This window comes from Brachybacterium alimentarium, from assembly GCF_002332425.1.
In the GTDB taxonomy this organism is placed as follows: Bacteria; Actinomycetota; Actinomycetes; order Actinomycetales; family Dermabacteraceae; genus Brachybacterium; species Brachybacterium alimentarium.
This window is the reverse complement of the sequence record NZ_NRGS01000004.1, coordinates 24198-50770: the sequence shown is the minus strand read 5'-3', so window position 1 is coordinate 50770 and position 26573 is coordinate 24198. Positions and strand designations below refer to the sequence as shown.

General features: G+C 71.3%; 23 protein-coding genes. 12 read left to right on the top strand and 11 right to left on the bottom strand.

What is annotated here, in order from left to right; genetic code table 11:
• Nucleotides 1-42: 42 nt before the first annotated feature.
• The 4 genes from CIK71_RS02400 to CIK71_RS02385 form a co-directional block, all read right to left on the bottom strand.
• Nucleotides 43-864 (bottom strand): heme ABC transporter ATP-binding protein, encoded by an 822-nt coding sequence (locus CIK71_RS02400; RefSeq protein WP_245857263.1) that lies wholly within the window; start codon nucleotides 862-864, stop codon nucleotides 43-45.
• Nucleotides 861-1916 (bottom strand): FecCD family ABC transporter permease, encoded by a 1056-nt coding sequence (locus CIK71_RS02395; RefSeq protein ID WP_241964062.1) that lies wholly within the window; start codon nucleotides 1914-1916, stop codon nucleotides 861-863. Before CIK71_RS02395 ends, CIK71_RS02400 begins: the two co-directional genes overlap by 4 nt.
• Nucleotides 1913-2962 (bottom strand): ABC transporter substrate-binding protein, encoded by a 1050-nt coding sequence (locus tag CIK71_RS02390; protein WP_245857262.1) that lies wholly within the window; start codon nucleotides 2960-2962, stop codon nucleotides 1913-1915. Before CIK71_RS02390 ends, CIK71_RS02395 begins: the two co-directional genes overlap by 4 nt.
• 153 nt (nucleotides 2963-3115) lie before the next feature.
• On the bottom strand, nucleotides 3116-4477 hold the full coding sequence (locus CIK71_RS02385) for an MATE family efflux transporter (protein ID WP_377802354.1): 1362 nt from the start codon (nucleotides 4475-4477) through the stop codon (nucleotides 3116-3118).
• 297 nt (nucleotides 4478-4774) lie between these two features.
• On the opposite strand from CIK71_RS02385, the gene CIK71_RS02380 reads away from it, so the two are divergent.
• From CIK71_RS02380 to CIK71_RS02365, 4 genes are all read left to right on the top strand, one after another.
• Nucleotides 4775-8131, top strand: coding sequence for an efflux RND transporter permease subunit (locus tag CIK71_RS02380; protein ID WP_096163581.1), 3357 nt, complete (start codon nucleotides 4775-4777; stop codon nucleotides 8129-8131).
• Between the two features lie 37 nt (nucleotides 8132-8168).
• Nucleotides 8169-9710 carry a sensor histidine kinase gene (locus CIK71_RS02375; protein WP_096163580.1) on the top strand — a complete coding sequence of 514 codons (1542 nt, stop codon included), beginning with the start codon at nucleotides 8169-8171 and terminating at the stop codon, nucleotides 9708-9710.
• Complete coding sequence (locus CIK71_RS02370) at nucleotides 9707-10396, top strand: response regulator transcription factor (RefSeq protein WP_096163579.1); 690 nt, start codon at nucleotides 9707-9709, stop codon at nucleotides 10394-10396. Before CIK71_RS02375 ends, CIK71_RS02370 begins: the two co-directional genes overlap by 4 nt.
• A 78-nt stretch (nucleotides 10397-10474) precedes the next feature.
• On the top strand, nucleotides 10475-10969 hold the full coding sequence (locus CIK71_RS02365; RefSeq protein WP_245857261.1) for a hypothetical protein: 495 nt from the start codon (nucleotides 10475-10477) through the stop codon (nucleotides 10967-10969).
• 42 nt (nucleotides 10970-11011) lie between these two features.
• Here CIK71_RS02365 and CIK71_RS02360 read toward each other — a convergent pair whose 3' ends face one another.
• Nucleotides 11012-11800 carry a ferritin-like domain-containing protein gene (locus CIK71_RS02360; protein ID WP_096163578.1) on the bottom strand — a complete coding sequence of 263 codons (789 nt, stop codon included), beginning with the start codon at nucleotides 11798-11800 and terminating at the stop codon, nucleotides 11012-11014.
• A gap of 1 nt (nucleotide 11801) precedes the next feature.
• Nucleotides 11802-12701: a hypothetical protein gene (locus tag CIK71_RS02355; protein ID WP_245857260.1), complete on the bottom strand. Its 900-nt coding sequence runs from the start codon at nucleotides 12699-12701 to the stop codon at nucleotides 11802-11804.
• A 163-nt stretch (nucleotides 12702-12864) separates the two neighbouring features.
• Between CIK71_RS02355 and CIK71_RS02350 the strand changes: the two genes are divergently transcribed.
• From CIK71_RS02350 to CIK71_RS02340, 3 genes are all read left to right on the top strand, one after another.
• The gene (locus CIK71_RS02350; protein WP_245857259.1) at nucleotides 12865-14613 is read left to right on the top strand and encodes a hypothetical protein; all 1749 of its coding nucleotides are present in this window, start codon (nucleotides 12865-12867) and stop codon (nucleotides 14611-14613) included.
• Between the two features lie 72 nt (nucleotides 14614-14685).
• Nucleotides 14686-15015: a GNAT family N-acetyltransferase gene (locus tag CIK71_RS02345; protein ID WP_096163576.1), complete on the top strand. Its 330-nt coding sequence runs from the start codon at nucleotides 14686-14688 to the stop codon at nucleotides 15013-15015.
• Between the two features lie 32 nt (nucleotides 15016-15047).
• A complete protein-coding gene (locus CIK71_RS02340; RefSeq protein ID WP_096163575.1) occupies nucleotides 15048-15557 on the top strand; it encodes a mycothiol transferase in 510 nt (169 codons plus the stop codon).
• Between the two features lie 16 nt (nucleotides 15558-15573).
• Here the strand turns inward: CIK71_RS02340 and CIK71_RS02335 are convergent, their stop codons facing one another.
• Genes CIK71_RS02335 through CIK71_RS02325 form a run of 3 tightly spaced genes read right to left on the bottom strand, consistent with a single transcriptional unit; the run spans nucleotide 15574 to nucleotide 18421 of the window.
• Nucleotides 15574-16968 (bottom strand): carbohydrate-binding domain-containing protein, encoded by a 1395-nt coding sequence (locus CIK71_RS02335; protein ID WP_096163574.1) that lies wholly within the window; start codon nucleotides 16966-16968, stop codon nucleotides 15574-15576.
• A 47-nt stretch (nucleotides 16969-17015) separates the two neighbouring features.
• Nucleotides 17016-17789: a VTC domain-containing protein gene (locus CIK71_RS02330; protein ID WP_096163573.1), complete on the bottom strand. Its 774-nt coding sequence runs from the start codon at nucleotides 17787-17789 to the stop codon at nucleotides 17016-17018.
• Complete coding sequence (locus CIK71_RS02325) at nucleotides 17786-18421, bottom strand: DUF4956 domain-containing protein (protein ID WP_096163572.1); 636 nt, start codon at nucleotides 18419-18421, stop codon at nucleotides 17786-17788. The genes CIK71_RS02330 and CIK71_RS02325 overlap by 4 nt, the downstream gene beginning before the upstream one ends.
• A 339-nt stretch (nucleotides 18422-18760) precedes the next feature.
• Here CIK71_RS02325 and CIK71_RS02320 point away from each other — a divergent pair, with 339 nt between their 5' ends.
• Nucleotides 18761-19348 carry a DUF4956 domain-containing protein gene (locus tag CIK71_RS02320; protein ID WP_096163571.1) on the top strand — a complete coding sequence of 196 codons (588 nt, stop codon included), beginning with the start codon at nucleotides 18761-18763 and terminating at the stop codon, nucleotides 19346-19348.
• Nucleotides 19349-19353: 5 nt separating this feature from the next.
• Nucleotides 19354-20199, top strand: a complete 846-nt coding sequence (locus tag CIK71_RS02315; protein WP_096163737.1) for a polyphosphate polymerase domain-containing protein — start codon at nucleotides 19354-19356, stop codon at nucleotides 20197-20199.
• Nucleotides 20200-20208: 9 nt separating this feature from the next.
• On the opposite strand, the gene CIK71_RS02310 is transcribed toward CIK71_RS02315, so the two are convergent.
• Nucleotides 20209-20649 (bottom strand): VOC family protein, encoded by a 441-nt coding sequence (locus CIK71_RS02310; RefSeq protein WP_158542042.1) that lies wholly within the window; start codon nucleotides 20647-20649, stop codon nucleotides 20209-20211.
• A gap of 124 nt (nucleotides 20650-20773) precedes the next feature.
• Here CIK71_RS02310 and dnaB point away from each other — a divergent pair, with 124 nt between their 5' ends.
• Nucleotides 20774-22150, top strand: coding sequence for a replicative DNA helicase (gene dnaB / locus CIK71_RS02305; protein ID WP_158542043.1), 1377 nt, complete (start codon nucleotides 20774-20776; stop codon nucleotides 22148-22150).
• 14 nt (nucleotides 22151-22164) lie between these two features.
• On the opposite strand, the gene CIK71_RS02300 is transcribed toward dnaB, so the two are convergent.
• On the bottom strand, nucleotides 22165-23631 hold the full coding sequence (locus CIK71_RS02300) for an HNH endonuclease signature motif containing protein (RefSeq protein ID WP_158542044.1): 1467 nt from the start codon (nucleotides 23629-23631) through the stop codon (nucleotides 22165-22167).
• Nucleotides 23632-23917: 286 nt separating this feature from the next.
• On the opposite strand from CIK71_RS02300, the gene CIK71_RS02295 reads away from it, so the two are divergent.
• Both CIK71_RS02295 and CIK71_RS02290 read left to right on the top strand, forming a co-directional pair.
• A complete protein-coding gene (locus CIK71_RS02295; RefSeq protein WP_245857258.1) occupies nucleotides 23918-25738 on the top strand; it encodes a 2-isopropylmalate synthase in 1821 nt (606 codons plus the stop codon).
• Nucleotides 25735-26568 (top strand): ABC transporter ATP-binding protein, encoded by an 834-nt coding sequence (locus CIK71_RS02290; protein WP_245857257.1) that lies wholly within the window; start codon nucleotides 25735-25737, stop codon nucleotides 26566-26568. Before CIK71_RS02295 ends, CIK71_RS02290 begins: the two co-directional genes overlap by 4 nt.
• Nucleotides 26569-26573: the final 5 nt, after the last annotated feature.

Sequence of the window (26573 nt, the reverse complement as noted above, 5' to 3'; positions counted from 1 at the left end):
GCCGGGTCGCTCGGACCCGGCGGGGCTGCCGAGCGGGTCTGCTCAGACCGGCACGACGAGCGGGCGGCCGGTGACCGGGTGCGCGAGGACGGCGACCTTCTGCCGGTAGACGTCCTCGATCCGCTCCGGGGTCAGCACCGACTCGGGCGCGCCGAGCGCGGCGAGCCGTCCTGCCGAGAACATCGCCACCCGGTCGCAGAAGCGGGCCGCGAGCGACAGGTCGTGCAGCACCACCAGCACGCAGCGCCCCTCGTCGGCCAGCTCGCGGGCCCGCTGCATGAGCAGCTCTTGGTGCCGCAGGTCCAGCGGCGCCGTCGGCTCGTCGAGCAGCACGATGGCGGCGCTCTGGGTGAGGGTGCGGGCGAAGACCGTGCGGGCCAGCTCGCCGCCGGACAGCGTGGTCACGTCGCGCTCGGCGAGGTCCGCGATCTCCGCATCGACCAGGGCCGCGGCGACGATCTCGTCGTCCTCGTCGGAGGCGTCGTGCGGAGCGCGGCCCATCTCCACCAGCTCGCGCACGGTGAAGGAGAAGGCCTGGCCGTGCTGCTGGGTCATCACCGAGCGCTCGCGGGCCAGGGCCTTCGCCGTCCACCGATGCGGTGCGATGCCGGCCAGGGTGACCTCTCCCGTGGTGGGCACGAGGTCCCCGGCCAGCAGCGCCAGCATGGTGGACTTCCCGGCCCCGTTCGGACCGACCATCGCCACCAGTTCTCCGGGGGAGGCGGTGAAGGAGACGTCCTCGAGCAGTCGGGCGCCGTCGATCGTGAACCCCGCGCCGTGCACCTCGAGGCAGGGAGTGGGCGAGGGCCGGGGACCCGACGGCGGACCGTCCTGGGGCACGGGGCCGTGCTGACGCGCGCTCACAGCTGCACCGCCCGGGACCGCATCACCAGGGCGAGGAAGAACGGCGCGCCCATGAGCGCCGTGAACAGGCCGATCGGCACCTCCGCCGGGGGAGCGACCACCCGCGAGAGGGTGTCGGCCACGACGATCAGCAGCGCCCCGAGCACTGCGGAGACGGGCAGCAGGGCGCGATGGCCCGGCCCGCACAGCAGGCGCACGATGTGCGGGACCACGAGGCCGATGAACCCGATCGTGCCGGTGAAGGCGACGGTCGCGCCGGTGAGCAGCGCGGTGATCACGATGACCAGGCGCCGGGTGGAGTTGACGTCCAGTCCGAGGTGCTTGGCCTGGCGCTCGCCGAGGGTCAGCAGGTCCAGCCGCCGTGCGAGGCTCATCAGCAGTCCCAGCCCGAGCAGAACCGGGAGGGTCACGATCGCCAGGCGCAGCCAGCTGATCGAGCCCAGCGAGCCCATCTGCCAGAACACGACGGACTCGAGCTCGTCGTCGTCGGCCGCGAAGGTGAAGAACCCGGTCGCGGCGCTGAACGCGGCGCCGACGGCGATGCCGACCAGCAGCAGGCGCGCGGTGCCGGTCCCCGCCGACGGGCGGGCGAGCGCGTAGATCAGGGCGGTGGCGAGCAGGCCGCCGACGAAGGCGGAGGCTGGCACCACCCACGCCACCAGGGCACCGGTGATCGGGGGCAGCATCACGATCGCTCCCACGGCACCGGTCGAGGCGCCGGCGCTCACGCCGATGATGCCGGGATCGGCCAGCGGGTTCCGGAACAGGCTCTGCAGGGCCGCACCGGAGACGGCGAGGGCGGCGCCGGTGAGCGCGCCGAACAGGACCCGCGGCATCCGCAGGTCCATCACCACGGTCGTCTCGAGCGGCCCGGCGCCGGGGCCGAGGCCGAGGATCTCGTGACCGGCGACCGCGAGCACGGTGCGCGGGGTCAGCTCGATCGGTCCGGAGCCGATGGCCACCACGATCGCGATCGCCAGCACGACGGCCACCACCGGCAGCGCCGCGCCCAGCGGGACGCGGCGTGTGCGCTCGGTGAGCGCTCGCTTCACGCCGCGAGGTCCGCCAGTGCGGCCGCGAGCGCCACGGCGCCCGCGCCGACCGCGGAGCCGGAGACCTTGATCTGCTCGCTGGGCATGAGCACGAAGCTGTTCGCCTGGCCGGCCGGGGTCTGCGCGAGGGTCGGGAAGGCCTCCAGGAACCCCTCGAAGCCGCCCCACTCCTCGAGGTCGCCGGTGCCGGTGATGATGACGTCCGGGGCGAGGTCCAGCAGGCCCTCGTCGCTGAACTCGACGGAGTAGCCGCGCAGCCCTGCCTCGACCCCGCAGTTCACGGCGCCCACGGCCTCGAGGATGTCCGCGGCGGCGGTGCCGGTTCCCACCACGGCGTTCGCGCCGCCCGCACCGGAGGAGGTCACCACCAGCACCCGCAGCGCCTTGGCGCCGTCACCGGCGGAGTCGGAGGCCTCGGCCAGCTGCGCCTCGACCGCGGCGGCCAGCTCCTCGCCGGCCTCGGGGTCCCCGATGAGCTCGCCGATGCTGCGGATCTTGTCCACCACCGCCTGCTGGTCGTCGACCACTGCGGCGGAGAGCCCCGCCGAGCGGAACTGCTCGGCGACGTCCCCGTGACGCTTGACGTTGTTGCCGATGAAGCAGGTGCCGTCCACCGAGAGCAGGCCCTCGGTGCCGGTCTGCTGGGAGAACTCGTACTGCTCGGGAGCGTCCAGAGCGGCCTGGGCCACGGAGTTGGTGGGGGCGGCGTAGATCAGGTCGGCGAGGCCCAGAGCGGCCATCATGTCGGCCACGTCCTCGCCGCCGACGATGGTGCGGGAGAGATCCTCGATGGTGACCTCGGTGCCGGTTCCGTCGGTCACGGTGACCGGGAGCGACGGGGAGGCGTCGGCGGTGGGGACGTCGGTGCCCTCCACCCAGGTCCAGCCGTCGGGCAGGTCCGCGGGAGCGCCCGGCGCGACCGCGCCGCCGCCCGCATCGGAGGCGCCGGAGCTCTGCTCGCTCGCGGAGGAGCTGCATGCCGCGAGGGAGGCGAGGGCGGCCAGGGCCGGGACGGTGGTGACGAGGCGACGACGGGAGAGGTGCACGGGGGTCCTTGTGCTCGGGCATGCCGGAGACCTCTGAGGCGACGGCACGCGAAGGCTGATGCAGGGGAGACCTTGGAGGTTAGGCAAGGCTGGCCTCACTGTAAACGTGTCACCGTGATGAGAGTCGCGTACCACCGTCGAGCATGGCGCACGTCACCCTCCCAGGCGCATCCAGGCGTCACCGCGCACGCGCAGCCCCAGGGTCACCGCGCGGGCGATGAGGAAGATCAGCGTGCACGCCACCCACAGTGCGGCCAGCGCCCACGGCCCCTGCCAGCCGGAGACGTACACGAGCGCCGCGAAAGGCAGGGTGACCGCGGCATTGAGCACGCCCACCCTGGCGAGGTACGGGGCGTCGCCGGCGCCCATCAGCACCCCGTCCAGCACGAACACGTATCCGGCCACCGGCTGGGCGACCATGAGCACCCACAGCGCCGCACGCAGGTTCTCCTGCACGGCGACGTCCGGGGTGAACAGGCCCGGGATCACGTAGCTGGCGGCGAGCAGCAGGACGCCGGTGACCACGCCGCCGCCCACGCCCCACAGCATCAGCCGACGGGTCACGGCGCGCACGGCGACGGCGTCGGCCGCACCCAGGAACCGCCCGGTGAGCGCCTGCCCGGCGATCGCGAGGGCGTCCAGCGCGAGGGAGAGCAGGGTGAAGACGGTCAGCGCGATCTGATGCGCGCCCAGCTGCACGTCCCCGAGCCGGGTGGCCACGAGCGTGCCGGCCAGCAGCACCACCCGCAGGGAGATCGTGCGCACGAACATCGGCACCGACTCGCGGCCCGCGGAGGCCACCTGCCCCAGGTGCGGGCGCAGCGGCACATCGTGGTGGCGGGCCGCCCGCGCCACCAGCACGAGCAGCACGATCGCCATGCCCCACTGGGCGATGACCGTGCCGATCGCGCTGCCGGCGATCCCCAGGTCCAGTCCGAAGATCAGCAGCCAGTTCAACGGGATGTTCACCACCGCGCCGGAGACCGCGACCACGAGCGGCAGCCGTGCGTTCTGCAGGCCGCGCAGCAGCCCGGTCGCGGACTGCACGGTGAGCATGGCCGGCACGCCCAGCGCGCTGAGCCGCAGGTAGGTGACGGCTTCGGAGAGGACCTCGGCCGACGGGCCGAACAGGGACAGGATCCAGGCCCCGCCCAGCAGCAGCACCAGCACGGCGCCCGCGCCGATCATCAGCGCCAGCCAGCAGGCGTCGACCCCGCGGGCGATCGCCTCGCGGCGCCGGCCCGCCCCGAACGCCCGAGCGACCGAGGCCGTCGTGGAATAGGCGAGGAACACCGACAGCCCGATGACGGTGGTGAGGATCGCGGAGGCCAGGCCCAGCCCGGCCAGCGAGACGGTGCTCACGCGGGCGATGAAGGCGGAGTCCGCCATGAGGAAGAGCGGTTCGGCGATCAGGGCGCCGAGGCTCGGGACCGCCAGGCTGAGGATGTCGCGGTCCACTGCCCGGCGCGCGGCAGCGGGGGAGACGGGCGGTGGAGCGGAGGCGGAGACGGGCACGGACCCATTGTCGGCCCCGTCGGCGCACACGTGTCGACCGGGAGCCTCGTGCCGGGCTCGTCCGTGGTGGCGGGCGCCACTGCGCACAGCGTGCAACGAGCCGTCCGCCGGTGGGCTCCCCGCCAGAGAGCACCTGGCTGTCGGGTATTTCCCAGGCCGGGGGACGAATCTCCTACGGAGGTCGTATATCTCGATACGGGCTCGTATGGAACAGTGCGTCGGAGGGCTCGGTGCCGTGCCCTCGGACGCGGGATGTCGCCGTGTCGACCCCGCCCGCAGCATCTCCCGAGGAGCAGGATGAACCGCCTTGCCCGTCTGAGCCTGAACAACAGGTCCTTCATCGCCCTGGTGTGCATCGCCGTGTCGATCATCGGCGCCTTCGCGATGACGACGATGCGCCAGGAGCTCATCCCCTCGGTCTCGCTGCCGCAGGTGCAGGTGATGACCAGCTCGCCCGGCTCCTCCTCGGAGCAGGTCCAGGAGCGGATCAGCCGTCCCGTCGAGCAGGCCGTCAGCGGGCTCGAGAACGTCGAGAGCACCTCCTCGACCTCGCAGGCCGGCGTCTCCATCGTCACGGTCGAGCTCACCTACGGCACCGACACGGCACGCTCCTCGAACCAGATCGAAGCGGCCCTCAGCGGCATCTCCGACGACCTCCCCGAGGACGCGGACCCCGACGTCATGGCCGGCGGCACGAGCGACCTCCCGGCCGTCGTGCTCTCGGTCTCCTCCGACCTGGAGCCCTCCGAGCTCGGCGCCCGCCTGGACTCCGTGGTCACGCCCGACCTCGAGCGCGTGGACGGCGTCTCCTCCGTCGCCGTGATCGGCGCCCCCGAGGAGATCGTGCAGATCACCCCGGACGAGGCGAAGCTCGCCGAGAACGGCCTGACCGAGGACGACATCTCCACCGCGCTGGACGCCAACGGGCTCTCCCTGCCCGGCGGCTCCGTGACCGACGGCGACCGCACCATGGACGTCGTGCTCGGCCAGTCCATCGACAGCCTCGAGAGCCTCGAGGGCATCATGCTGATGCCCCAGGAGGGTGATGCGGCCGACGGGCAGCAGGCGGGCCAGCAGCCCTCCCCGGTCGCCCTCTCCGACGTCGCGACCGTCGAGCGCACCACCGAGGACCCCACCTCGATCTCCCGCACCGACGGCCGCGAATCGCTCGTGGTCATGGTGACTGCCACCGCCGACGGCAACGTCGTGGACATCTCCGACGGCGTCGACGACGTCCTGGCGGACACCCTCCCCGGCGTCGGCGGGAACGCCGAGAGCGCGATCGTCTTCGACCAGGCGCCCTTCATCCAGGAGTCGATCCTCGCGCTCGCCGAGGAGGGCCTGCTGGGCCTGGTCTTCGCCGTCGGCGTGATCCTGCTGTTCCTGCGCCGCGTGCGGCCCACGGTCGTCACCGCGATCTCGATCCCGACCTCGCTGCTGATCGCCTTCATCGGCATGCTGGTCACCGGGTACACGCTGAACATGCTGACCCTCGCGGCGCTGACGATCTCCATCGGCCGCGTGGTCGACGACTCGATCGTGGTGATCGAGAACATCATGCGCCACCTCGCCTACGGCAAGACCCGCATGCGCGCCATCCTCGACGCCGTCGGCGAGGTGGCCGGAGCGATCACCGCCTCGACCCTCGCGACCGTGGTGGTGTTCCTGCCGATCGCGATCGTCTCCGGCATGGCCGGCGAGCTGTTCCGACCGTTCGCCCTGACCGTCGGCATCGCGATGCTCAGCTCGCTGCTGGTCGCGCTGACGATCGTGCCCGTGCTCGCCTACTGGTTCCTGCGCGCCCCGAAGAGCCAGGGGGTCGTGGACCCCGACGACGCCGAGCAGGTCGCCCGGATCCGTGCGGAGGCCGAGGCGACGGAGGAGCGCTCCTGGCTGCACCGCCTCTACGCGCCGCTGCTGCGTCTGGTCACCGACTCGCTGCCGCGCCGCCTGCTCACCGTGGGTGCCGCGATCCTCGTACTGGTGGGCACCGCCTTCCTGTACCCGCTGGTCAACGTGAACTTCCTCGGTGACACCGGACAGAACATCGCCTCGCTCACCCAGTCGCTCCCGGCGGGCACCAGTCTCGAGCAGTCCGAGGACAAGGCCGAGGAGAGCGAGCAGGCCCTGATGGACCTCGACGGCGTCGAGACGGTCCAGACCACCATCGGCGGCGGCCAGTTCGGCATGGGCGGCGGCGGCGCCGAGAACGAGGTCAGCTTCTCGATCACCACCGATCCCGATGCGGACCAGACCGCCCTGCAGGAGTCGATGGTCGCCGCGCTCGAGGACCTGCCCGATGCCGGCACCATCGAGGCGGCGGACGTCGCCTCGCCCACGGGCTCCAGCTCGATCGACATCCTCATCACCGGTCCCACGGCCGAGGATCGCAAGGACGCGAACGACGCGATCCTTGCCGAGCTCGACCCGGTCCCCAGCGGCGTCACGGAGGTCACCAGCGACCTCGAGGCCGACAAGCCCACTGCGGTCGTCACCGTCGACCGCGAGAAGGCGGCGCAGCTCGGGCTCACCGAGGAGGCCGTGATCGGCATGGTCGCCGGGCAGATGTACCCGGGCGCCATCGGCACCGTCACCCTCGATGACACCGAGCTGAGCATCTACGTCGAGCAGGGCGACGGCATCGAGACCTTCGACGAGCTCACGGACATCGAGCTTGCCGGGGGAGTGCCGCTGACCGATGTGGCCTCCATCGACGAGGTGGCCTCGCGGCCCTCGATCGCCACCCAGGACAGCCTGGAGACGGTGACCGTCTCGCTCGCGCCCGACGGCGAGAACGTCTCTCCCGCGACCGAGGCCGCGAACGCCGCGATCGAGGATGCGGACCTGCCCGAGGGCGTCGAGGCCAGCGTCGGCGGCACCGCCGCGGACATCGACGAGACGTTCGGCCAGCTCGGCATCGCCATGCTCGCCGCGATCCTGCTGGTGTACGTGCTGCTGGTGTGGATCTTCAAGTCCCTGATCCAGCCGCTGATCCTGCTGGTGTCGATCCCGTTCGCGGCGACCGGCGCGCTCGGCCTGCTCATCATCACCGGCGTGCCGCTGGGCCTGCCCTCGATGATCGGCCTGCTGATGCTGGTGGGCATCGTGGTCACCAACGCGATCGTGCTGATCGACCTGGTCAATCAGTACCGACGTCGCGGGATGGGCCTGGACGAGGCGCTGCATGCCGGCGCCGCCAAGCGTCTGCGCCCGATCCTCATGACCGCCGCCGCGACCATCTTCGCGCTGCTCCCGATGGCGCTCGGCATCACCGGCAACGGCGGATTCATCGCTCAGCCGCTCGCCGTGGTCGTGATCGGCGGTCTTATCTCCTCGACCCTGCTGACCCTGCTCATCGTGCCGGTGCTCTACCGTCTCGCCGAGGGCCCGGGCGAGCGCCGCCGTCTCCGTCAGGAGGCCCATGACGCCGAGCTGCGCGACGCCCGTGAGCAGGCGGCCGCCGAGAAGCGTGCCGCCCACCGCGCCGAGCAGGAGCGGCAGCGGGAGGCAGCGGTCGCGCCCGAGGAGGCGCAGGCCGTCACCGCCCCGGACGCCACCGGTCCGGACGGGCCCGGCCACCACGGCCGGCGTCGCTCGCTCAAGGAGCGCGGAGGGATCGTCGGCGTCGTCCGGCGCCGCTTCCGCGGTGAGTGATCCCGACCGGTCCGGGTAGGTCGCCTACGATGCGCTCATGGCCGTGACCAGGACCCGCGACGCCGTCGCCGAGCGCGTCGCCGATTCGTCGCGGCGCGGGTGGACCGTGCGCACCCGTGTGCTCGCCACGGTGCTGGCCTTCATGGTGGGCGGCGTCGCGATCATCGGCGTGCTCACCTATGCAGCCCAGTTCCGGGTGCTCGACGAGAACGTCGAGGCAGATCTCCACCAGGAGTACCGCGAGCTCGATCTCGTCGCACACGAGAAGCAGGCGGACGGCAGCTTCGTGCACACCACGGTGGACTCCGTGCTGAGCACGGCGACCGGTTCGGCCGCGCCCTCGGATCACGAGTCCGTCCTCGCCCTCGTTGACGGACGGCCCGCGCACAAGCCGTACTCCCAGAGCTTCGAGCTGGTCCCTGACCAGTCCGCGCAGTCCCAGCAGGTGCTCGAGGAGCTCATCGCCGCGCACGAGCCGGGCGGCACCGTGACCACGTCGATGACGGTCGACGGCCGTGAGCTGCGGCTGCTGATCGCGTCGGTCGCCGTGGCGGGGGACGACACCGAGGGCATCTACGTGATCGCCAGCGACATCGGGGCCCAGAAGGCCGATCTGTGGCGGTCGGTGCTGACCTTCTCCGCGCTGTCCGTGGTGACGCTCCTGGTCGCGGGGTGGGTGGCGCACGGGGTGATCGGGCGACTGCTGCGCCCGCTGGTGTCGCTGCGGTCCGCCACCGAGCAGGTCACCGTCGACGACCTCGAGCACCGCATCCCGGTGCCCCGAGGGCGGGACGACATCTCCGCACTGGCCCGGAACTTCAACCGCATGCTCGAGCGCATCCAGGCGGGCTTCGCCGAGCAGCGGCGCTTCATGAGCGACGTCGGGCACGAGCTGCGCACCCCTCTGACCATCGTGCGCGGCACCCTCGAGACGACCGACGTCGAGGACCCGGCCGATGTGCGCGAGGCGCACGAGATCGCGATGGACGAGCTGGACCGCATGGGCCGTCTGGTGGGCGACCTCTCCGAGCTGGCCGCCTCGGTGCGTCCGGATTACGTGCGGGCGCGCCCGGTCCAGATGGAGGAGTTCGCCCGCTCCGCCTTCGCCCGCATCGAGCACATCGCCGAGCGCGAGTGGGTGCTCGCCCGCACCGCGTCCGTGCCGGCAGACGCCGACGAGCAGCGCCTCACCCAGGCGGTCGTCCAGCTGGCCGCCAATGCCGTGCGCTACAGCGACGAGGGCAGCACGATCCGCTTCGGGGTGGACCGGGTGCTGGGGCCGTCGGGGCCCGAGATCCATGTCAGCATGGAGGACGAGGGCGTCGGCATCGCCCCGTCGGACCAGGAGCGGATCTTCGAGCGCTTCACCCGCGGGGACGGCTCGCGCGGCCCCGGCTCAGGACTGGGGCTGCCGATCGTGCGCGCGATCGCCGAGGGGCACGGCGGCACCGTGCGTCTCCACTCCGAGCCCGGGCACGGCTCGACCTTCACCCTCGTCCTCCCGCAGTTCGTCGAGCGGGCGGCCGACGTCCCGCGCGAGCCGACCGACCCCGACAGCACCCCGAGGAGCAGTTCATGAGGATCCTGATCGCCGAGGACGAGGCGCGGATCTCCCGATTCGTCGAACGCGGGCTGAAGGCCCACGGCTACGCGTGCACCGTGGTCGAGGACGGGATCAGCGCGCTGGACCTGGCCTCGAGCGGCGACTTCGACCTGCTGATCCTCGACGTCGGCCTGCCGCGGATGGACGGCTTCCAGGTGCTCAAGGCGCTGCGGGAGATGGACGTGCAGATCCCGATCCTCATGGTCACCGCGCGCACCGGCGTGGACGACACCGTGCAGGGGCTCGAAGGAGGCGCGAACGACTACATCGCCAAGCCCTTCCGCTTCGAGGAGCTGCTGGCCCGGGTGAAGCTGCGCGCCCGCGAGGCGACCTCCGGGGCCGGTGCGGTCAGCTCCGACGCGCTTCGGCTCGGCGACCTCCAGCTCGACCTGCGTACCCGCATCGCGACCTTCTGGGCCGAGACGGAGGAGCGCTCGGTGGAGCTGTCCTCCCGCGAGTTCACGATGGCGCGGGTGTTCCTGGAGAATCCGAACCAGGTGCTCACCCGCGACCTGCTGCTGTCCAAGGTGTGGGGGTTCGACTACGACGGCGCCTCCAACGTGGTCGACGTGTACGTGGGCTACCTGCGCGGGAAGCTCGGCGCGAAGCGCCTGGTGACCGTGCGCGGCGCCGGCTACAAGCTCGTCGACCCCGCTGCATGAGGCCCGTCGATGCCGGTCCCCGGCAGATGAGAGACCTCTCATGACGGGTTCACGGCCATCTCATCGAGGAATCGGAGGATGACCCGCATGAAGGCTCTGCGCACTGCCGGGATCATCCTCGCCGTCGCCCTCGTGGCGATCGGGGTCGCCCTGCTGCCCTCGGCCGACGACACCCCGGCCGCCCAGCCGGGCATCGTGGTCGGCGGCGCCTCGGCGGCGTCCGACGCGGGCGGTGACGTGCTCGCCGGCGGGGACGCGGTCTCGCTCCCGTCCGTCAGCGACGGCGGAGCCGACGGCGCGCACCCCGACAGCGGCTCGGCCGGCATGGAGTACGAGGCCCCGGCGTCCCCCGAGCCCCCGGCCACCACCCCCGCACCGACCACCCCGGCCCCGCCGACCAGCTCCAGCGCGCGCGATGGCTCCGCGACCGACGACGGCTCGGGAGCCACGCCCCAGAAGCCCCGCAGCACGTGCGAGTGGGACGACGACGACGGCTGGGAATGCGACGACGACGATGACGATGACGATGACGATGACGACGACGATGATGATGACGACGATGATGACGACTGATCGGCGCCGCTGAGCGGGGTGCCCCGGGCCGGGCCGCTGGGCTCAGGCGGGGATGCCGAGGCGCGCGAAGGCGTTGCGGAAGATCGTCAGGCCGTCCAGGCCCGGCAGCTTCTGGACCCGCTTGTCGAGCTTGTCGAGCTCGTCGGACCGCCCGGCGAACAGGTGCCCCATCACGTGCTTGACCTCGGACTCGTCCATCATGCCGCTGCCCACCGGCTTCCAGACGCGGCCCATCACCAGGCGCACGATCTTCTGCGCCGCCTCGGAGGCGAGCAGCCGCTCGCGGCCCTGGGTGGTGTAGAAGGCGACGTGCCGGGTCTCCTGCTGGGCGATGCGCTTGAGCAGCGGGGAGAGCACGGGATGGTCGGTCATCGCGGAGAGCCGACGATAGGCCGCGACCGCGGAGAGCTCGTTGGCCGCGCCCCACACCATGTGCACGGCGACGAAGTCCTTGCCGGCCAGGTTGCTCATGACCGACTGCTTCAGCGGACCCAGGGCGTTGCTCCAGCCGAGCTTCACGCGCTTGGCCTTCAGCTCGTCGTAGTCCACGACGATGCCGTGCTGGGCGAGCACCTTCGCGAGCGCCTCGCCGTGCCAGAACTCCTCACGGTTCCACATGGTCATGAAGCCGCCGGCGGCCTCCTCGCGGTGCGAGGGGGTCACCAGCAGATCACGCAGGAAGCACGACGTGTGGTACTCCACGTCGCACATATACCGCAGGGAGCGCAGGGTCTGGGCATCCAGAGGCTGGGTCTCGAAGAGGGAGAAGTCGAGGTCCTCGTACTTGACGGGGACCGACGTCTCGGCGAACTGGTCGAGGTCGAAGGCCATCTCACGCTCCTGGTCGAGATAGGGCGGACAGCAGCGGGTCCGGCAGGTCGGGTCCCGGCAGCAGCCGGGTGATCTCGTAGCGCGCCCGGTGCAGCGCGGCACGGTCGCGCACGTCGGCCCCGATTGTCGCCAGCGCGGCGCGGATGTCCGCATCGGCGCTCCCGCCGCCGTCGAGCGGGGACGTCAGGGCGAGCACGAGGCGGGTGGTGGCGGCCTCGCCGCGGGACCGGGTGATCCGGGCGATCGCCTCGGCGGTGAAGAACTCGACCGCCGCGTCGTGGCGGGCGGCGACCTCGTCGAGCACCCGTCGGGCCTCGCCGTCGAGCCGTCGGGACAGCGCCACGAGCGCACCGCGGAGGGAGGCCTCCTGGATCGCCATGCGCCCCATGTGCGCGGCGGTGATGCCCTCGCCGGTCACGGCTCCCCACAGCGGGGACAGCAGCGGCTGGACACGGTCGACGTGGATGCGGCGCAGCGCGCGCAGCGGGTGCAGGCGGTGGTGCTGCTCGGGGCGGTCGACGGGGTGATCACCGGTCAGCAGGTCGCGCAGCGCGCGGGACTGCCAGAAGCGATCGACCAGCCAGGTCGCGAGGAAGGCGGTGATCCGGGCCTCGTGGCCGGTCGCGGTGGCGAGCATCGACCGGGATTCGGCCAGCGCCGAGGACTCCAGGCGCTGCAGCGCACCGAGGGCGAGGCGCACGTCCTGCGGGAGCGGGGTCTGCTGCGCGTGCAGGGCGCTGTCCACGGGCAGGCGCGACGTGCCGCGCCGGGTGTACGCGGCGACGTCGAAATCGGTGACCACCACGGGCGTGATCGAGTCGTCCAGATGGAGATGGCCGGGATGGGCCCCCGTCGATCGTGGCGTCGATTCCGTGCCCGGAGCAGCACTGCTCGTGCCCACAGCCGCACCTAGGACCACGCTTCACCTCTCCCGGCCGTACGCGGGCGAGGACAGTGCGTCATCGCCCTTCAGGGCCGTGAACAGTGTAATGAGTACGGCCGAGCGGCGCATGGGACGGGGCGCCCTCTGTGGCGCACAGCCCATGCTTGGTAGGTTTCGCTCCGTGGACATTTCCGGTGCGGCCTCCCTGTCGGGTCTGGAGGTTCGGCACGACCAGGGCGAGCTCCCCGGTCTGGAGGAGCTGAGGGTGGCGCTGCGGCCGCCGGCTCTGCCGCTGCCATACCCCCGGGAGGTGATCGAGGCGGCCCGCCGGGCTGGTGATCTGCTGCACGCCGAGAGATATCGCGATGCCCGTCGACTCGTCGACGCCTTCCGCGCGCGCCCTGCACCGTCGGCCGACCGGCTGGCCCTGCTGCATGCCGGTCTGCGCGGTGCGCTGCGCGTCGCGGACCCCGAGCAGGTCGAACGCGACGTGGGGGACATGGTCGCGCTGCTCACCGACGACGGATATCGCGAGCTGGCCTCCGCGCTGGTGACGGTGCTGCACGAGCGCAGGGCCCTGCCGGGCGGCGCCTCGGCGGTCCCGCGGGGCCGACGACGGGGCCGGCCGACGGAACCTCCGGCCGAGCTGCTCGCCGTGGTGCGGGGCCTGGACGACCACGCCGTGGCGGGCGAGGCCGGGACCCGCGGCGGGGACGTCGACCCACGCCGCCTGGTGGCCGGGCTGCGCACCGCGCTCGCCGCTCTGCCCGCGGTGCGCGATCAGCTGCCCGTGGATCCGGAGAAGGCCCTGCGGGTGAGCCTCGCCCAGGCCCTTGAGCTGCAGGGGGACCGGGCCGGAGCCATCACCGAGGCGCTCGACGTGCTCGAGCGGATCGAGCAGGAGGAGATCGCGCTCGAGGACGCCGTGCAGGACCCCCGTCGCACCGCGACCGCCGCGCATGCGGTGCTCGCTCGCGCGCTCGGCGTCGACCACCCCGTGCAGGGCGCTCGGCACGCGCTCGATGCCCTCGCCGCCCTGCACGAGGTCGACGACCCGCCCCTGCGCGTCGGCCTGATCAGCCATCTGCTGCGAGCCCTCATGGCCGCCGGGGCGATCACGCAGGCCTCCTTCACCGCAGGCCGTCTCGCCTCCCTGCAGCGCACCCTCCAGCGGGATGCGCTGCGCACGGCGCCGCTGCTGGCGATCGCCGCCCAGCGCGTGCAGGCAGAACGCTACGAGGCCGCCTGGGTGCCCCTCGAACAGGCCCGACGGATCGCGTGTGACCAGCGCGATCACCGCTCCTCGCTCGAAGCCTCGCGGCTCGCGGCGAGCATCCACGAGCGCACCGGTGATCACGACAGGGCGCTGCACGAGCTGCGCCGGCTGGCCTCCGAGGCGCGCTGGCTGGCCGACGACCTGGCCACCGAGCGCGCTCACCGGGCGGAGCTGGTGCGCATGGAGCTCAACGCCCAGGCGCTCGTGATGCGCCGGGCGCTGGATCTCGGCCGCACCGAGCTCGTCGAGGAGGCCGGGGAGGGGATAGAGCACCGCGCCCGCCCCGAGGGCGGCCGCCCGCTGCTTCCCCCCGAACTGCTCTGGGACCACCGCGTCGACGCCCAGGTCGCTCGCTTCATCGCCGCCGGCGAGGCCCTGAACCGCGGCGAGGAGGGGGCGACCACCGCGCTCTACGAGCGTCGGCGCCGGGCGGCGATGCAGGTTATCGACGGGGTGCCGACGGGGCACGACCACCGCGCCCGGTATTGGGCCGCGTATGTGGATGACCGCCACGCGCAGATGCTCGCCGACCGCGGCAGGGTCCTGCCCGCGCTGCGCGCCGCCCGTCGGGTCCGTGCCGGCTGGGACCATCTGGCGCGCCCCGACGACGTCGCCCGGGTGGACCTGCTGATCGCCCACCTCGAACAGGACTGACCCCGGCCCGCCCTGTCGCAGGTCGTCGGCCGTCCCGTACGGTGGAATCATCGGCCGGAAGGAGCCCGCGCCATGTCGATCGACCCCGATGATCACCGACACGACGGAATCGACGAGCAGATCGCCGTGCGCGACAACCCGGCCGCCGGGCGCTACGAGGCCGTGCGGCGCGGAACGGTCGTGGGGACCTTGATCTACGAGCGCACCCGGCGACGCATCGAGCTGATCCATACCGTCACCGATCCCGCGCATCGCGGCGAGGGCGTGGCCTCCGTGCTCGTGCGCACCACGCTGGCCGAGGCGCGGGCGGCCGGCCAGCAGATCCTCGTGATCTGCCCGTTCATCGAGAGCTGGCTGCGACGACACCCCGAGCAGCGCGAGGGCGTCGTGGTCGAGGACTGACGTCCGGTCCCTCGACGGCGTAGCGTCGAGCCATGGATGCTCTCGACGTTCTCCGTGACCTCACCTCCCGCCCCCGCGATGCCGCCGAGCGGATGCGCCCGGACCTCAACCCCGTCTCCCTGAACGCCCGGCCCGGCGGCCATGACAACTCCGTGGCCTGGCTGCTGTGGCACAGCGGTCGGGAGATCGACGCCCAGCTGGCCGATCTCACCGGGCAGGAGCAGCTGTGGACCGCGCAGGACTTCGCGGGGCGCTTCGCCCTGGGATCCGCGGGCGACGGCGTCGGCTACGGCCACAGCGCCGAGGAGGCACGGCGGATCCTCGTCGACGACCCCGAGCTGCTGCTGGGCTACCTCGGCGCCGCCCTCGACGCCGTGGACACGTACCTCGACGGCATCACCGCCGCCCAGCTGGACGACGTGATCGACGAGGACTGGGATCCGCCGGTCACCCGCGGCGCCCGCCTGGTCAGCATCATCGACGACGCCATCCAGCACCTCGCGCAGGCGGCCTACGCGCTGGGGATGCCCCTCGGCGACTGACCGCCCGCTCCCCGGATCAGCTCTCCTCGGAATCCGGCTGCTGCCCGCCATCCGGGCGCTCGCCGGAGCCGGGACCGCCGCCCATGCCTGCGCCCATACCCCCGCCGAGGTCATCGGCCGAGGTGATCTCGGTGCCGTCGGCACTGAGGGTCGCTCCGTCGAGGGTGATCTCGCCGTTGGCGTCCACTGGGGAGTCGCCTCCGTTGTCGGCGCTGGAGATCGTGATGTCTCCGCCGGTCAGGGCGACGCTCCCGTTGGAGTCCAGGCCGTCGAAGTCGGCGTCGATCGTGAGCGTCCCGCCGCTCACCGAGAGCCACGAGCCGTCGTCGCTCTCCCCGCCGCCCATCTCGCCGCCAGCGCCCGGGTCGGAGCCGGTCTCGTCGGCGTCCTCCTCGGCGGTGGTCGCCGCGGTCGCGTTGACGCCGTCGTCCGAGGCGGTGATCGAGACGGTTCCGCCCTCGAGCATCACGTCCTGCGCCTCGATGCCCTCGACGGACTCTGTGATGTCCACCGTGCCGTCCACGATCTCGACGGCCTGCTCGGCGTCGATCCCGTCGTCACCGGCGCTGATCGAGAACTCGCCGGCGGTGATCAGCACCCAGCCGCGGTCGGTGTCCTCGTAGTTGTCGGACTTCACCGCGTCGCCGCCGCTGGTGAGATCGAACGTGCCGCCCGAGATCGTCACGTAGTCCTTGCCGCGGATCGCGTCGTCGGCCGCGGTCACCGTCAGATCGCCGCCCAGGATCGCGAGACCGTCCTTCGAGGAGATGCCGTCGTTGCTGGTGCCGGTGACGGTCAGGGCGCCGGAGCCCGCGATCGTGAGATCCGAGGCGGAGGCGATCGCGGCCACCGGGGTGGCGTCGTCGGCGACCTCGTATCCGGAGCCGTCGCTCACGGCGTTCTCGGTGCCGTCCTCGAGGAACACGGTGACCTCGTCAGCGCTGTTCACCGCGATGCCGGTGCCGGAGCTGTTCGTGATGGAAGCGTCGTCCAGGACCACGGTGACGGTCTTGTCGTCCCGAGCGGCGACCACGAGCTGACCGTCCGAGAGGTTGCCGGAGACGCGGTAGACGCCACCTGCCGTGATGGTCACGGTCGAGTCCTCCACCGTGACGTCGGAGGAGCTCGAGCCGGATCCGGAGTCCGCGAGATCGATGGACTGCTCCTCGGCCGCGTCCCAGGTGAGGTCGTCCTCGTCGGCATGGGTGTCCAGGCTGGTGAGATCGAGCGAGGAGAGCATCTCGTGGGAGACCTCGGCGGCCTCCGCGACGGACGTCGAGCCGGTCTCCGCGGTGGCGGCGCCGCAGGCGGCCAGAGCGAGCGTCGCAGCGCCGGCGACGACTGCGGCGGGAAGCCGACGCAGGCCGCGGCGGCGGGAGGTCGAGGGATCGGTCGTGATCGTGGAACGCATGGTGTGTCCTTTCAGAGGCGTTCTGCGGGTGGCGGCGGGCTGTGGGCTCAGGTGCCGCGGGATACCGCGCGCACGGTGCGGTGCCACCGGTTGGCTGGCAGATCCGCGTCCAGCAGCGCCAGCCCGGTCGCGTATTTCGACAGCCGCTGCGGACGGTGACCGGCGCGCCACAGCACCCGGTCGACGCTGCCGGCCCGGGTGCCGGACTTGGTCTCGACGACCACCTGGTCCCTCAGCTGCCGGGCACGGCCGGCGGGGTCGCTCCAGACGAGCGCGTCATCGAGGGTCAGGCGGGAATCCTCCGCAGCGACCAGGAGGGTCGTGCGGTCGTAGGCGGTGGTGAGCACCGGGAGGAGGGGAGCGGTCGGCGCGACGCAGTCGGCGTCGGCCAGGGAGGTGCGCACGAAGTCGAGCGGGGCGCCTCCCAGCGGCGGCGCCGCCTGTTCACCGGTGTCGGCCCCGTCGTCATCCAGCGCGATCCGCAGCTTGGAGGACTCCCCGCGGCCGGTGCGCGTCTTGACCTCGAGGAAGGAGACGTCGGTGTCGACGTAGTCGCGTCGGCGCACCTTCCAGCGGCGCCGACGACCGGTGGCCGCAGCGCGGTAGGCCGCGAGGTCGGAGGTGTCGTAATAGGTGGAGCGGTAGGCGAAGCGGCGTCGGCCCCCGATCTCGAGCACCCGCAGGTCGACGGCGAGGTCGCCGATCAGCTCGTCGATCTCGTCGCGGGGCACGAGATACTTGCGATCCACGCGGGTCATGAGGGCCGCACTCTCGGTGAGTCGCGCGAGGTCGATCCCGGGCAGGGTGTCGATGGCGCTCATCGGGTCGCCATCTCGGGTGAGCGGGCCGTGGTCGTGGTCCCGGTGACCGGGCTGGTCGTCGCCTCTGCGACGAGGGCGCGGCGGCGCCCGGCCCGCAGCCGGTATCGGGCGTCGACCCAGGTGGTGTCGCTGACCGTGTCCAGCCGTTGGACGCTGAGCGCGGTCACGTCGGCCCCGAGCATCTCCTCGAGGTGCGCCCGCAGGGTCGGCTCGTCGGCGATGGCCCGGTCCAGCACGATCACCTGACGGCGATGCGCGCCGAGCAGCCGGGGATGGTCGACGACCGTCATGGTCGCCACGATCAGGGCCATGAAGCCGACGGCCGCCCACGAGGGCGCTGCCGAGAGCCCGGCCACGAGGCCGAGAGCGAGCACCGCGAAGTAGTAGGCGATCTCGTGCTGCGCGAGCTCATCGGAGCGCAGGCGGATGATCGACAGCACCCCGAACAGTCCCAGGCCGAGCCCTGCGGAGAGCGCGGAACCGGCGAGCAGGGCGGCCACGGCGAGGACGCCCACGTTGATGCCGAGGAACGCGACCACGAGGTCGCGGCGGCGGTGGCGGGGCCAGTAGACGCCGAAGGTCAGGATGAGGACGGCGACGAGATCGAGGCCGTACACGGCATAGGCGGACATGAGATGCTCCTCCGGATCGGGGTGATGTGAGAAGAAGCCTCGGGTGTCTTCCTTTGGGTCTCCTATGTCTGCCCTGTCGTGCACTTATGTGAGCAGTCGCGCCGCAGCGGACTCGTGGAGAGGTGCCCTACACGGACAGTGACTCCCGGTGCGTCGCCTTCTAGGCTGTGACGTCGTGGACGATGACGGCCGTGCTCCGGCGGGGCTCCCTGAGCCTGCTGCTGCTCGGCCTGCGCCCTCCGTCACGGGCGGTCCAGCGGCCGATCGGACCCCCGAGCTGCTCTTCCCTTCCTGCCCCGAACCTCTGGACCGCTCGTCGGTCCCGTGCGAGGAGAGATCGTGAACATCGAGATACCTCTGCTGATCGTCGCGGACCTGATCGCGGCCGTCGTGCTCACCTTCGGACTGTATTGGCGTCGGCATTACCGCCGTGATCTCGTCGTGGCCTTCATGGGGATCAACGTCGGGGTCCTCTCGGTCTCCGCAGTCCTCGCGGACTCCGAGGTGGGCGCCGGCGTGGGGCTCGGCCTCTTCGGCGTGCTGTCGATCATCCGCCTGCGCTCCGACGAGCTCGCCCAGCACGAGATCGCCTACTACTTCGCGATGCTCGCCCTCGGCCTGCTCGGGGGCCTCGACGCGGCGCCGCTGCCGCTGTCGCTGGTGTTCATGGTTCTCGTGGTGGTGACGATGGCCGTGATCGACCATCCGGGGCTGCTGGGCGGCAACCGCAGGCAGGAGATCATCCTGGACCGCGCGATCGCCGATCCGGCCGAGCTGCGTGCGCATCTGGCCGAGCTGCTGGACGCCGAGATCCGAGCGGTCAGCGTGAGCCGTCTGGACCTCGTCAACGACACCACCGTGGTGGATGTCCGTTTCCGTCGCCCCGAGAAGGGAGCTGCTCGCGTCGCGGAAGGAGCGGCGCAGTGACCGTCATGTCCCGCAGCGGTGAGGTGAGCGCATCGGAGGCGCTCGGCGCGGCGTACTCCACGCTGCCGGGCATCGACCTGGCGACGATGGAGCAGCAGGCCGCGCTGATGACGCGGGTCGACCGCAAGTACCTGGTGCCCGCCTCCGTCGCCCTCGACCTCGTCGAGGCGATGGGGGAGGACCTCCACGTGCTCGAGATCGGCGGCGAACGGACATTCGCCTACCGTTCCCTCTATTACGACACTCCTGACCTGGACGCCTACCGCACGGCTGCCACCAAGAGGCGTCGTCGCTTCAAGGTGCGGCGCCGCGAGTACGTCGACGCCGGCTCCGCCTTCCTGGAGGCGAAGACCCGCACCGGGCGCGGGGACACCGTGAAGGTCCGCGAGCAGGTCCCGATGCTCTACGGCGAGGACCTGCCCCTGCCCGGCGGCGAGGCGCTGGCCGGTGCGTCCCTCGAGTACGTGCATGCGCGACTCGCCGATGCCGGCGTCGAGTCCCCGACCCAGCCTCTCCGACCCGTCATGGAGACTGCATACCGGCGCACGACCCTGCTGCTGGGCTCTGAAGGCTCCCGGGCGACGCTGGACCAGGCGCTGACCTGGCGGGGGACCGCACTGCAGAGGTATCGGATGGACGATCTCCTGGTCCTGGAGACGAAGTCGTCGGCGAGCCCGGGCCCGATCGACCGCTTCCTCTGGCGCGCGCACCATCGACCCCAGCGGATCTCGAAGTTCGCCACCGGGATGGCGCTGCTGGATCCGTCGCTCCCGGCCAATCGCTGGCATCGCACGCTCCAGCGGATCAGGCCGCACGTGACTCCGCCGGTCCCGGCGACGGCGCCCGTCTAGACCTCGGGCTCACCCGGGGCGCACGGCGCTCAGGCAGAACGGGTGGCCGACGGGATCGAGCATCACCCGCCAGGCCGAAGGGTCGGGCTGCACGCCGGCTTCGCGAGCACCGATCCTCCGCGCGGCGGCGACCGCATCCTCGAGATCCGCAGCGGCCAGGTCCAGGTGCATCTGCGCATGCTGCGGGCCGTCCGGCCACTGCGGAGCGACATACTCGTCGGCCCGCATCAGGGTGACCATCGGCCCGGCGCCCGCGAGGCACACCACGCTGCGGTCATCGGCCGCGAAGGCCTCCTCGAGGCCGAGGAGCGCGCTGTAGAAGGGGACGAGGTCATCGGGTCTCGGACAATCGATCGAGATCGACGCGAGCGGGGCGATCGCGGAGGGGGCGCCGCTCCCGTCGTTCTGGGTGTTCTGGGTGTTCTGGGTGTTCTGGGTGTGCTGGGGCATGCGGCGACCGTAGCGACAGGTGCCGACATTCCTCCCCACGCAGCCCTCCCTCCCCACGCAGCCCTCGTCCCCAGCGGGCGCAGATCACGTCCCGATGGTCAGCCAGGGTTCCTACACTGGCCCGGTGACATCTACCGAGGCCTTCGAAGCTGGACCTGACCGCAACCTGGAGCGCATGCCGCCCCAGGACCTTCCTGCCGAGCGCGGCGTGCTGGGCGGCATGATGCTGTCCAAGGACGCCATCGCCGACGTCGTGGAGACGGTGCAGGGCAACGACTTCTATCGCCCTGCGCACGAGATGATCTTCGAGGCGATCATCGATCTCTACGGGCGCGGCGAGCCCGCCGACCTCGTCACCGTCTCCGACGAGCTCTCCAAGCGCGGTGAGCTCGCACGGGTGGGCGGCGGCGCCTATCTCGCCGACCTGATCGACATGGTGCCCACCGCCGCGAACGCCGGGTTCTACGCCGAGATCGTGGTCGAGCGGGCGCAGCTGCGTCGTCTGGTCGAGGCCGGCACCCGCATCGTCCAGCTCGGTTATGCGGCCGACGGCGGCGAGGTCGACGAGGCCATCAACGAGGCTCAGGCGCAGGTGTACGCGGTGACCGAGCGCGGTGCGTCGGAGGACTTCCTGCCGCTGGGCGAGGTCATCGACGAGACCCTCAACACGATCGAGGCGACGCAGAACCGCGGCGGCCAGGTCACCGGCGTCCCGACCGGCTTCGCGGAGTTCGACGACCTCACCCAGGGTCTGCACGGCGGCCAGCTGATCATCTTCGCCGGCCGCCCCGCCATGGGCAAGACGACCCTCGGCATGGACGTGCTGCGTTCCGCCTCGATCCACAACGGCGAAGCCAGCGTCATCTTCTCCCTGGAGATGGACAAGACCGAGATCACGATGCGTCTGCTCAGCGCCGAGGCGCAGGTGCCGATGAACCGTATGCGCGACGGCTCGATGGATGACCGCGACTGGCAGGCCATGGCTCGCGCCATGAGCCGTATCGCGGACGCCCCGCTGTTCATGGACGACTCGGCGAACATGTCGCTCATGGAGATCCGCGCGAAGTGCCGTCGGCTGAAGCAGAAGCACGATCTCAAGCTCGTGGTCATCGACTACCTGCAGCTGATGAGCTCGGGCAAGAAGGTCGAATCCCGTCAGCAGGAGGTCTCGGAGTTCTCCCGTGCCCTGAAGCTGCTGGCCAAGGAGATCGAGGTGCCGGTCATCGCGATCTCGCAGCTGAACCGTGGCAGCGAGCAGCGCACCGACAAGACTCCGATGATGAGCGACCTGCGCGAGTCCGGCTCGATCGAGCAGGATGCCGATCTGATCCTCCTGATCCACCGCGAGGACTACTACGAGAAGGAGTCCGCTCGCGCCGGCGAGGCGGATCTCATCGTCGCCAAGCACCGCAACGGCGCCACCAAGACGGTCCCCGTCGCCTTCGAGGGCCACTACTCGCGGTTCAAGGACATGGCGGGCACCGGCGGCTTCAGCAGCTGACTCGTCGCGCCTGCTCAGGCGGCGAGCTCCATGACGTGGTGGCAGAGAGCGTCCACACAGTCCGCGAGGCGGAATCCGGCGCCTCCGGTGGTGGCGGCGATCCGCTCCGGATCGCGCGTCACGTCGATCGCGGGCCCGGTGATGCTGCGCACCGTGACCTCCTCGAGCATGGCGGGCCAGCGTGCCTGCACGGACTGTCCGTCGGCATCGAGCACGAGGAAGCGCCGGTGGTGCGGCGCCGTGCGGAAGGGGTCCAGGACGAGCCGCAGGCCGCCCTCATGGACCAGCACATGGTGACGGCGGCACAGCAGCGCGAGCCCGTCGATGTCCGTCGGCCCTCCCTCCGACCAGGGGACGATGTGGTGCGCATCGAGATGCCGGGACTGATGGCAGCCGGGGAAGGTGCAAGTGGTGTCGCGCAGCCGCAGCGCCCGACGTTGAGCCCGTGTCGCAAGCCGCTGTGACCTGCCCAGATGCAGTATCTCGCCCCCGGCGTCGGTGATCGCGATCGCCACCTTGCCCGTGCACGCCAGGCGTTCCGCGGTGCGAGGCTCGAGCGGCCCCATACCCAGCACTCCGCATTGCCCCGCCGATTCTGCGGAGCGAGAAAGCGTTCCCGCGGGAACGTCGATGCTGACGGGCCCGTCGTCCGCGGGCTGCGCATCCGTTCCCGCGGGAACGTTCTGGGTGAGAGCTTCGGCGCTGACCTGCACGATCACCAGGTGACGATCTTCGCCCGAGCGATCATCGGGTTCCGTGTCGAGGAAGGTGCGCGCGACGCTGTGCAGGGCGTCGGCCCTGCGCTGCTCGAGGGACGGCGTCGAGGTGACCTCGGCGGCGCGCTCGATGGCGTCGTCCGCCCAGGGAGGCTCGGTGCCGTCGCGGTCCAGGGCGAGCTCGAGGGCGGTGACCACCTCGGCGCCCATCTCGGCAGGGAGCACCGCACGGACCTCGACCATGCCGTCCTCGCGCACCTGCCAGCGCGCCTGGCGCACGGCGTCCTGACCGAGCCGGCTGCCGTCGACTGCGCGGAACGAGGAGATGGTGCGCGCCAGCTGTGAGGCGGTCATCGAGCGTGCGAGGTCGACGAGGACGTCCTCGTCGACGCGATCGGCCACGCGGGTGATCTCTCGGACCTTCGAGTACGACAGACGCCCGGCGCGGAACGCGGCCACGGTCGACGGCATCTCCGGCAGCGCCCGGGCCACCCGGACGTGCTCGCGGGCCGTGCCCGGAGACATCGAGCAGGCCCAGGACAGCCAGTGCGCGGTGGACTTCAGGCCGCCGAACCAGCCGAGCCCTCCGCGGGCATCGAAGTCGCCGACCATGAGCAGCAGCTCGCACGTGGCCTCGGCGATCACCGCTGCCTGCTGCTGGATGCGCTGGCCGAGAGCCTCGGCCTCGGCGCGGTCGAGCGGGGCAGGGGGCTCGCTCTCGGGAACTCTCGGGGGCAGGGGCGGGGGCATCACACTGAGGGTCATCGCGGTCTCCAACCGACATCGGCTCTGATCGTCGGTCCCAGTCCATCAGAGGGGTGTGACAGACGAAGCGCCGCGTCCCTTCGCCTCCTCATCATGCGTGCCGATCCGGTCGGTGAGGTCGGTGAACACCTCTCTACTTGTCTGAGGAGTTGTGATAGAACTTTACCTGTGATGCAGCAGAATCTCCTCCTTCGTCGCCACGGCGGGGCCCTGTAGGACCGGCTCCCCTCCGCGGTGTCGAGACGTGCGCCGGCCCGCCCCTCCTACTGAGCAAGGACCGAGCATCATGACTCTCACCGAGCATCCGATCACCATTCCGGCTCCGGCCTGGAACCGCCAGCAGCCCTCCCCGATGCCCTCCCACCGCTACTCCGGCGCCCACGAGCGCGTCGAGGTTCCGGCGACCGAGCACCGATGGGCCGACCGTCGGATCGGCGTTGCGCCGCTCTGGGTCCCCGTGGACCTGCGTGACGGGAATCAGGCTCTCGCCGAACCGATGGATCCCCAGCGCAAGCGTCGGTTCTTCGAGCTCATGGTGGCGATGGGGTACAAGGAGATCGAGGTGGGCTATCCCTCCGCGTCGCAGACCGATCTCGACTTCGTGCGCCTGATCGCCGAGAGCGACATCGCCCCTGACGACGTGACGATCGTGGTGTTCACCCCGGCTCGGCGGGATCTCATCGAGCGCACCGTCGCCTCGATCCGCGGGATCACCAATCCCGTCGTCATCCACCTCTACACCGCAACCGCGCCGATCTGGCGGGAGACCGTGCTGCGCAAGGACCGCGACGAGCTGCGCAACCTCATCCTCGCCGGCGGGCGCGACGTCCTGGAGCTCGCCGGACACCTGTCGAACGTGCGCTTCCAGTTCTCGCCCGAGGTCTTCAATCTCACCGAGCCCGACTATGTGCTGGAGGTCTGCGATGCGATGACCGAGCTCTGGGATGCGAGTCCCGAGCGTCCCGTGATCCTCAACCTCCCTGCCACCGTCGAGATCGCCACGCCCAATGTGTACGCCGACCAGATCGAGCACATGGACCGACATCTCGCACGTCGTGACAGCGTGATCCTGTCGGTCCACCCGCACAACGACCGCGGCACGGGGATCGCGTGCGCGGAGCTCGCTGTGCTCGCCGGGGCCCAGCGCGTCGAGGGATGCCTGTTCGGCAACGGCGAGCGCACTGGGAACGTCGACCTCGCGACCCTCGCGCTGAACCTTCACGCCCAGGGAGTGGACCCGATGATCGACTTCTCCGACATCGACGAGGTTCGCCGTACTGTCGAGCACTGCAACCGGCTCGAGGTGCATCCCCGCCATCCCTATGTGGGCGACCTGGTCCACACGGCCTTCAGCGGCACGCACCAGGATGCGATCCGCAAGGGGCTCGCGGAGCATCGCGCTCGCGCCGCCTCCGAGGGCCGGTCTCCGCGCGACGTGGATTGGCGTGTGCCGTACCTGCCGATCGATCCGGCCGATATCGGCCGGAGCTATGACGCGGTGATCCGCGTGAACTCGCAGTCGGGCAAGGGCGGGATCGCCTATCTCCTCGAGGAGGAGTACGGCCTCGAGCTGCCGCGCCGGCTGGAGATCGACCTCAGCCGCCACGTGCAGGAGCACGCGGATCGATCCGGCGGCGAGGTGAGCGCGGAGAGCCTCTGGGATGTGCTGCACCGGGCGTACCTGGCCGACGGCGAGGTCGGCGACCGGTTCGCCCTGGTCGCCTGCGACACGGCCGACGGGGATGAGGGGTCGCGCACCCGGATCGTCCTGGCGCTCGACGGGGTGGAGTACCGCACCGAGCACGCGGGTGTGGGCCCGGTGGAAGCGCTCGGTGCTGCGCTGCACGAGCTCGGAGCCGACGTCGATGTGCTCTCGCTGCACCAGACCAGCGTCGGGGCCGGGAACGACGTGGAGGCTCTGACGTTCGTGGAGTACCGTCGCCGGGGCGAGTCTGCCTGGGCCGGCGGTCGTGATCGCTCGGTGCTCCGCGCGAGCGTGGTCGCTGTGCTCGCCGCGGCGAACCGCCTCGCCGCGGTTCCGGACCCTCCGGGCGGGGACGGCCACGAGCAGATGCGCAGGACGACTCAGGAGGAGGCAGATCGGTGACGGTGACCAGCGCTGACCACATCAGCAGCACGGGCGGGGCAGAGGTCCTGTGCCTGGACGCGCTCGACTTCGTGCGCGGGGGCACCCCGATCCTCAGCGGGATCGACCTGACCGTCCGCGCGGGGGAGCACTGGGCGCTGATCGGGGCCAACGGCGCCGGCAAGAGCACGGTGCTGAGCCTGTGCGGCGCTGTCGAGCATCCCACCCGCGGGACCGTGCACGTGCTCGGGCATCAGCTCGGTCGCGTGTACGTCCGGGAGCTGCGCGCACTGATCGGACACGTCAATCCGCGCCACCCGCTGGCCTCGCCGCTCACCGCACGGGACGTGGTGCTCACCGGGGCGACCGGGACCGTGGAGAAGGTGCCCCGCTGGGAGCCCGACGCCGATGTGCTGGCCCGCGCCGATTATCTGATCGAGGCGCTGGGCCTGGCGCACATCGCCTCCTCCAGCTGGCTGACCATGTCGCAGGGCGAGCGGGGCCGCGCCCTCATCGCGCGCGCCCTGCTGCCGGATCCCGCGCTCCTGCTGCTCGACGAGCCGTCCACGGGGCTCGACGTCGCGGCGCGGGAGCAGTTCCTGCAGACCCTCGACGACCTCCACCGCACCCAGCCCACGCTCGCCACGGTGCTGGTCACGCATCATCTCGAAGAGCTGCCCGAGAGCACCACCCATGCGGCGCTGCTGCGTGACGGGCACCTGCAGACCGCCGGGCCCGCGACCGAGGTGCTCACCACCGAGCAGATCACCGAGTGCTTCGCGTATCCGATCGTCATCGAGCGCCGCGAGGGCCGGTGGCTGGCCCGCGCCGGGGCGAGGGTCGCCGCGTAGGCGCG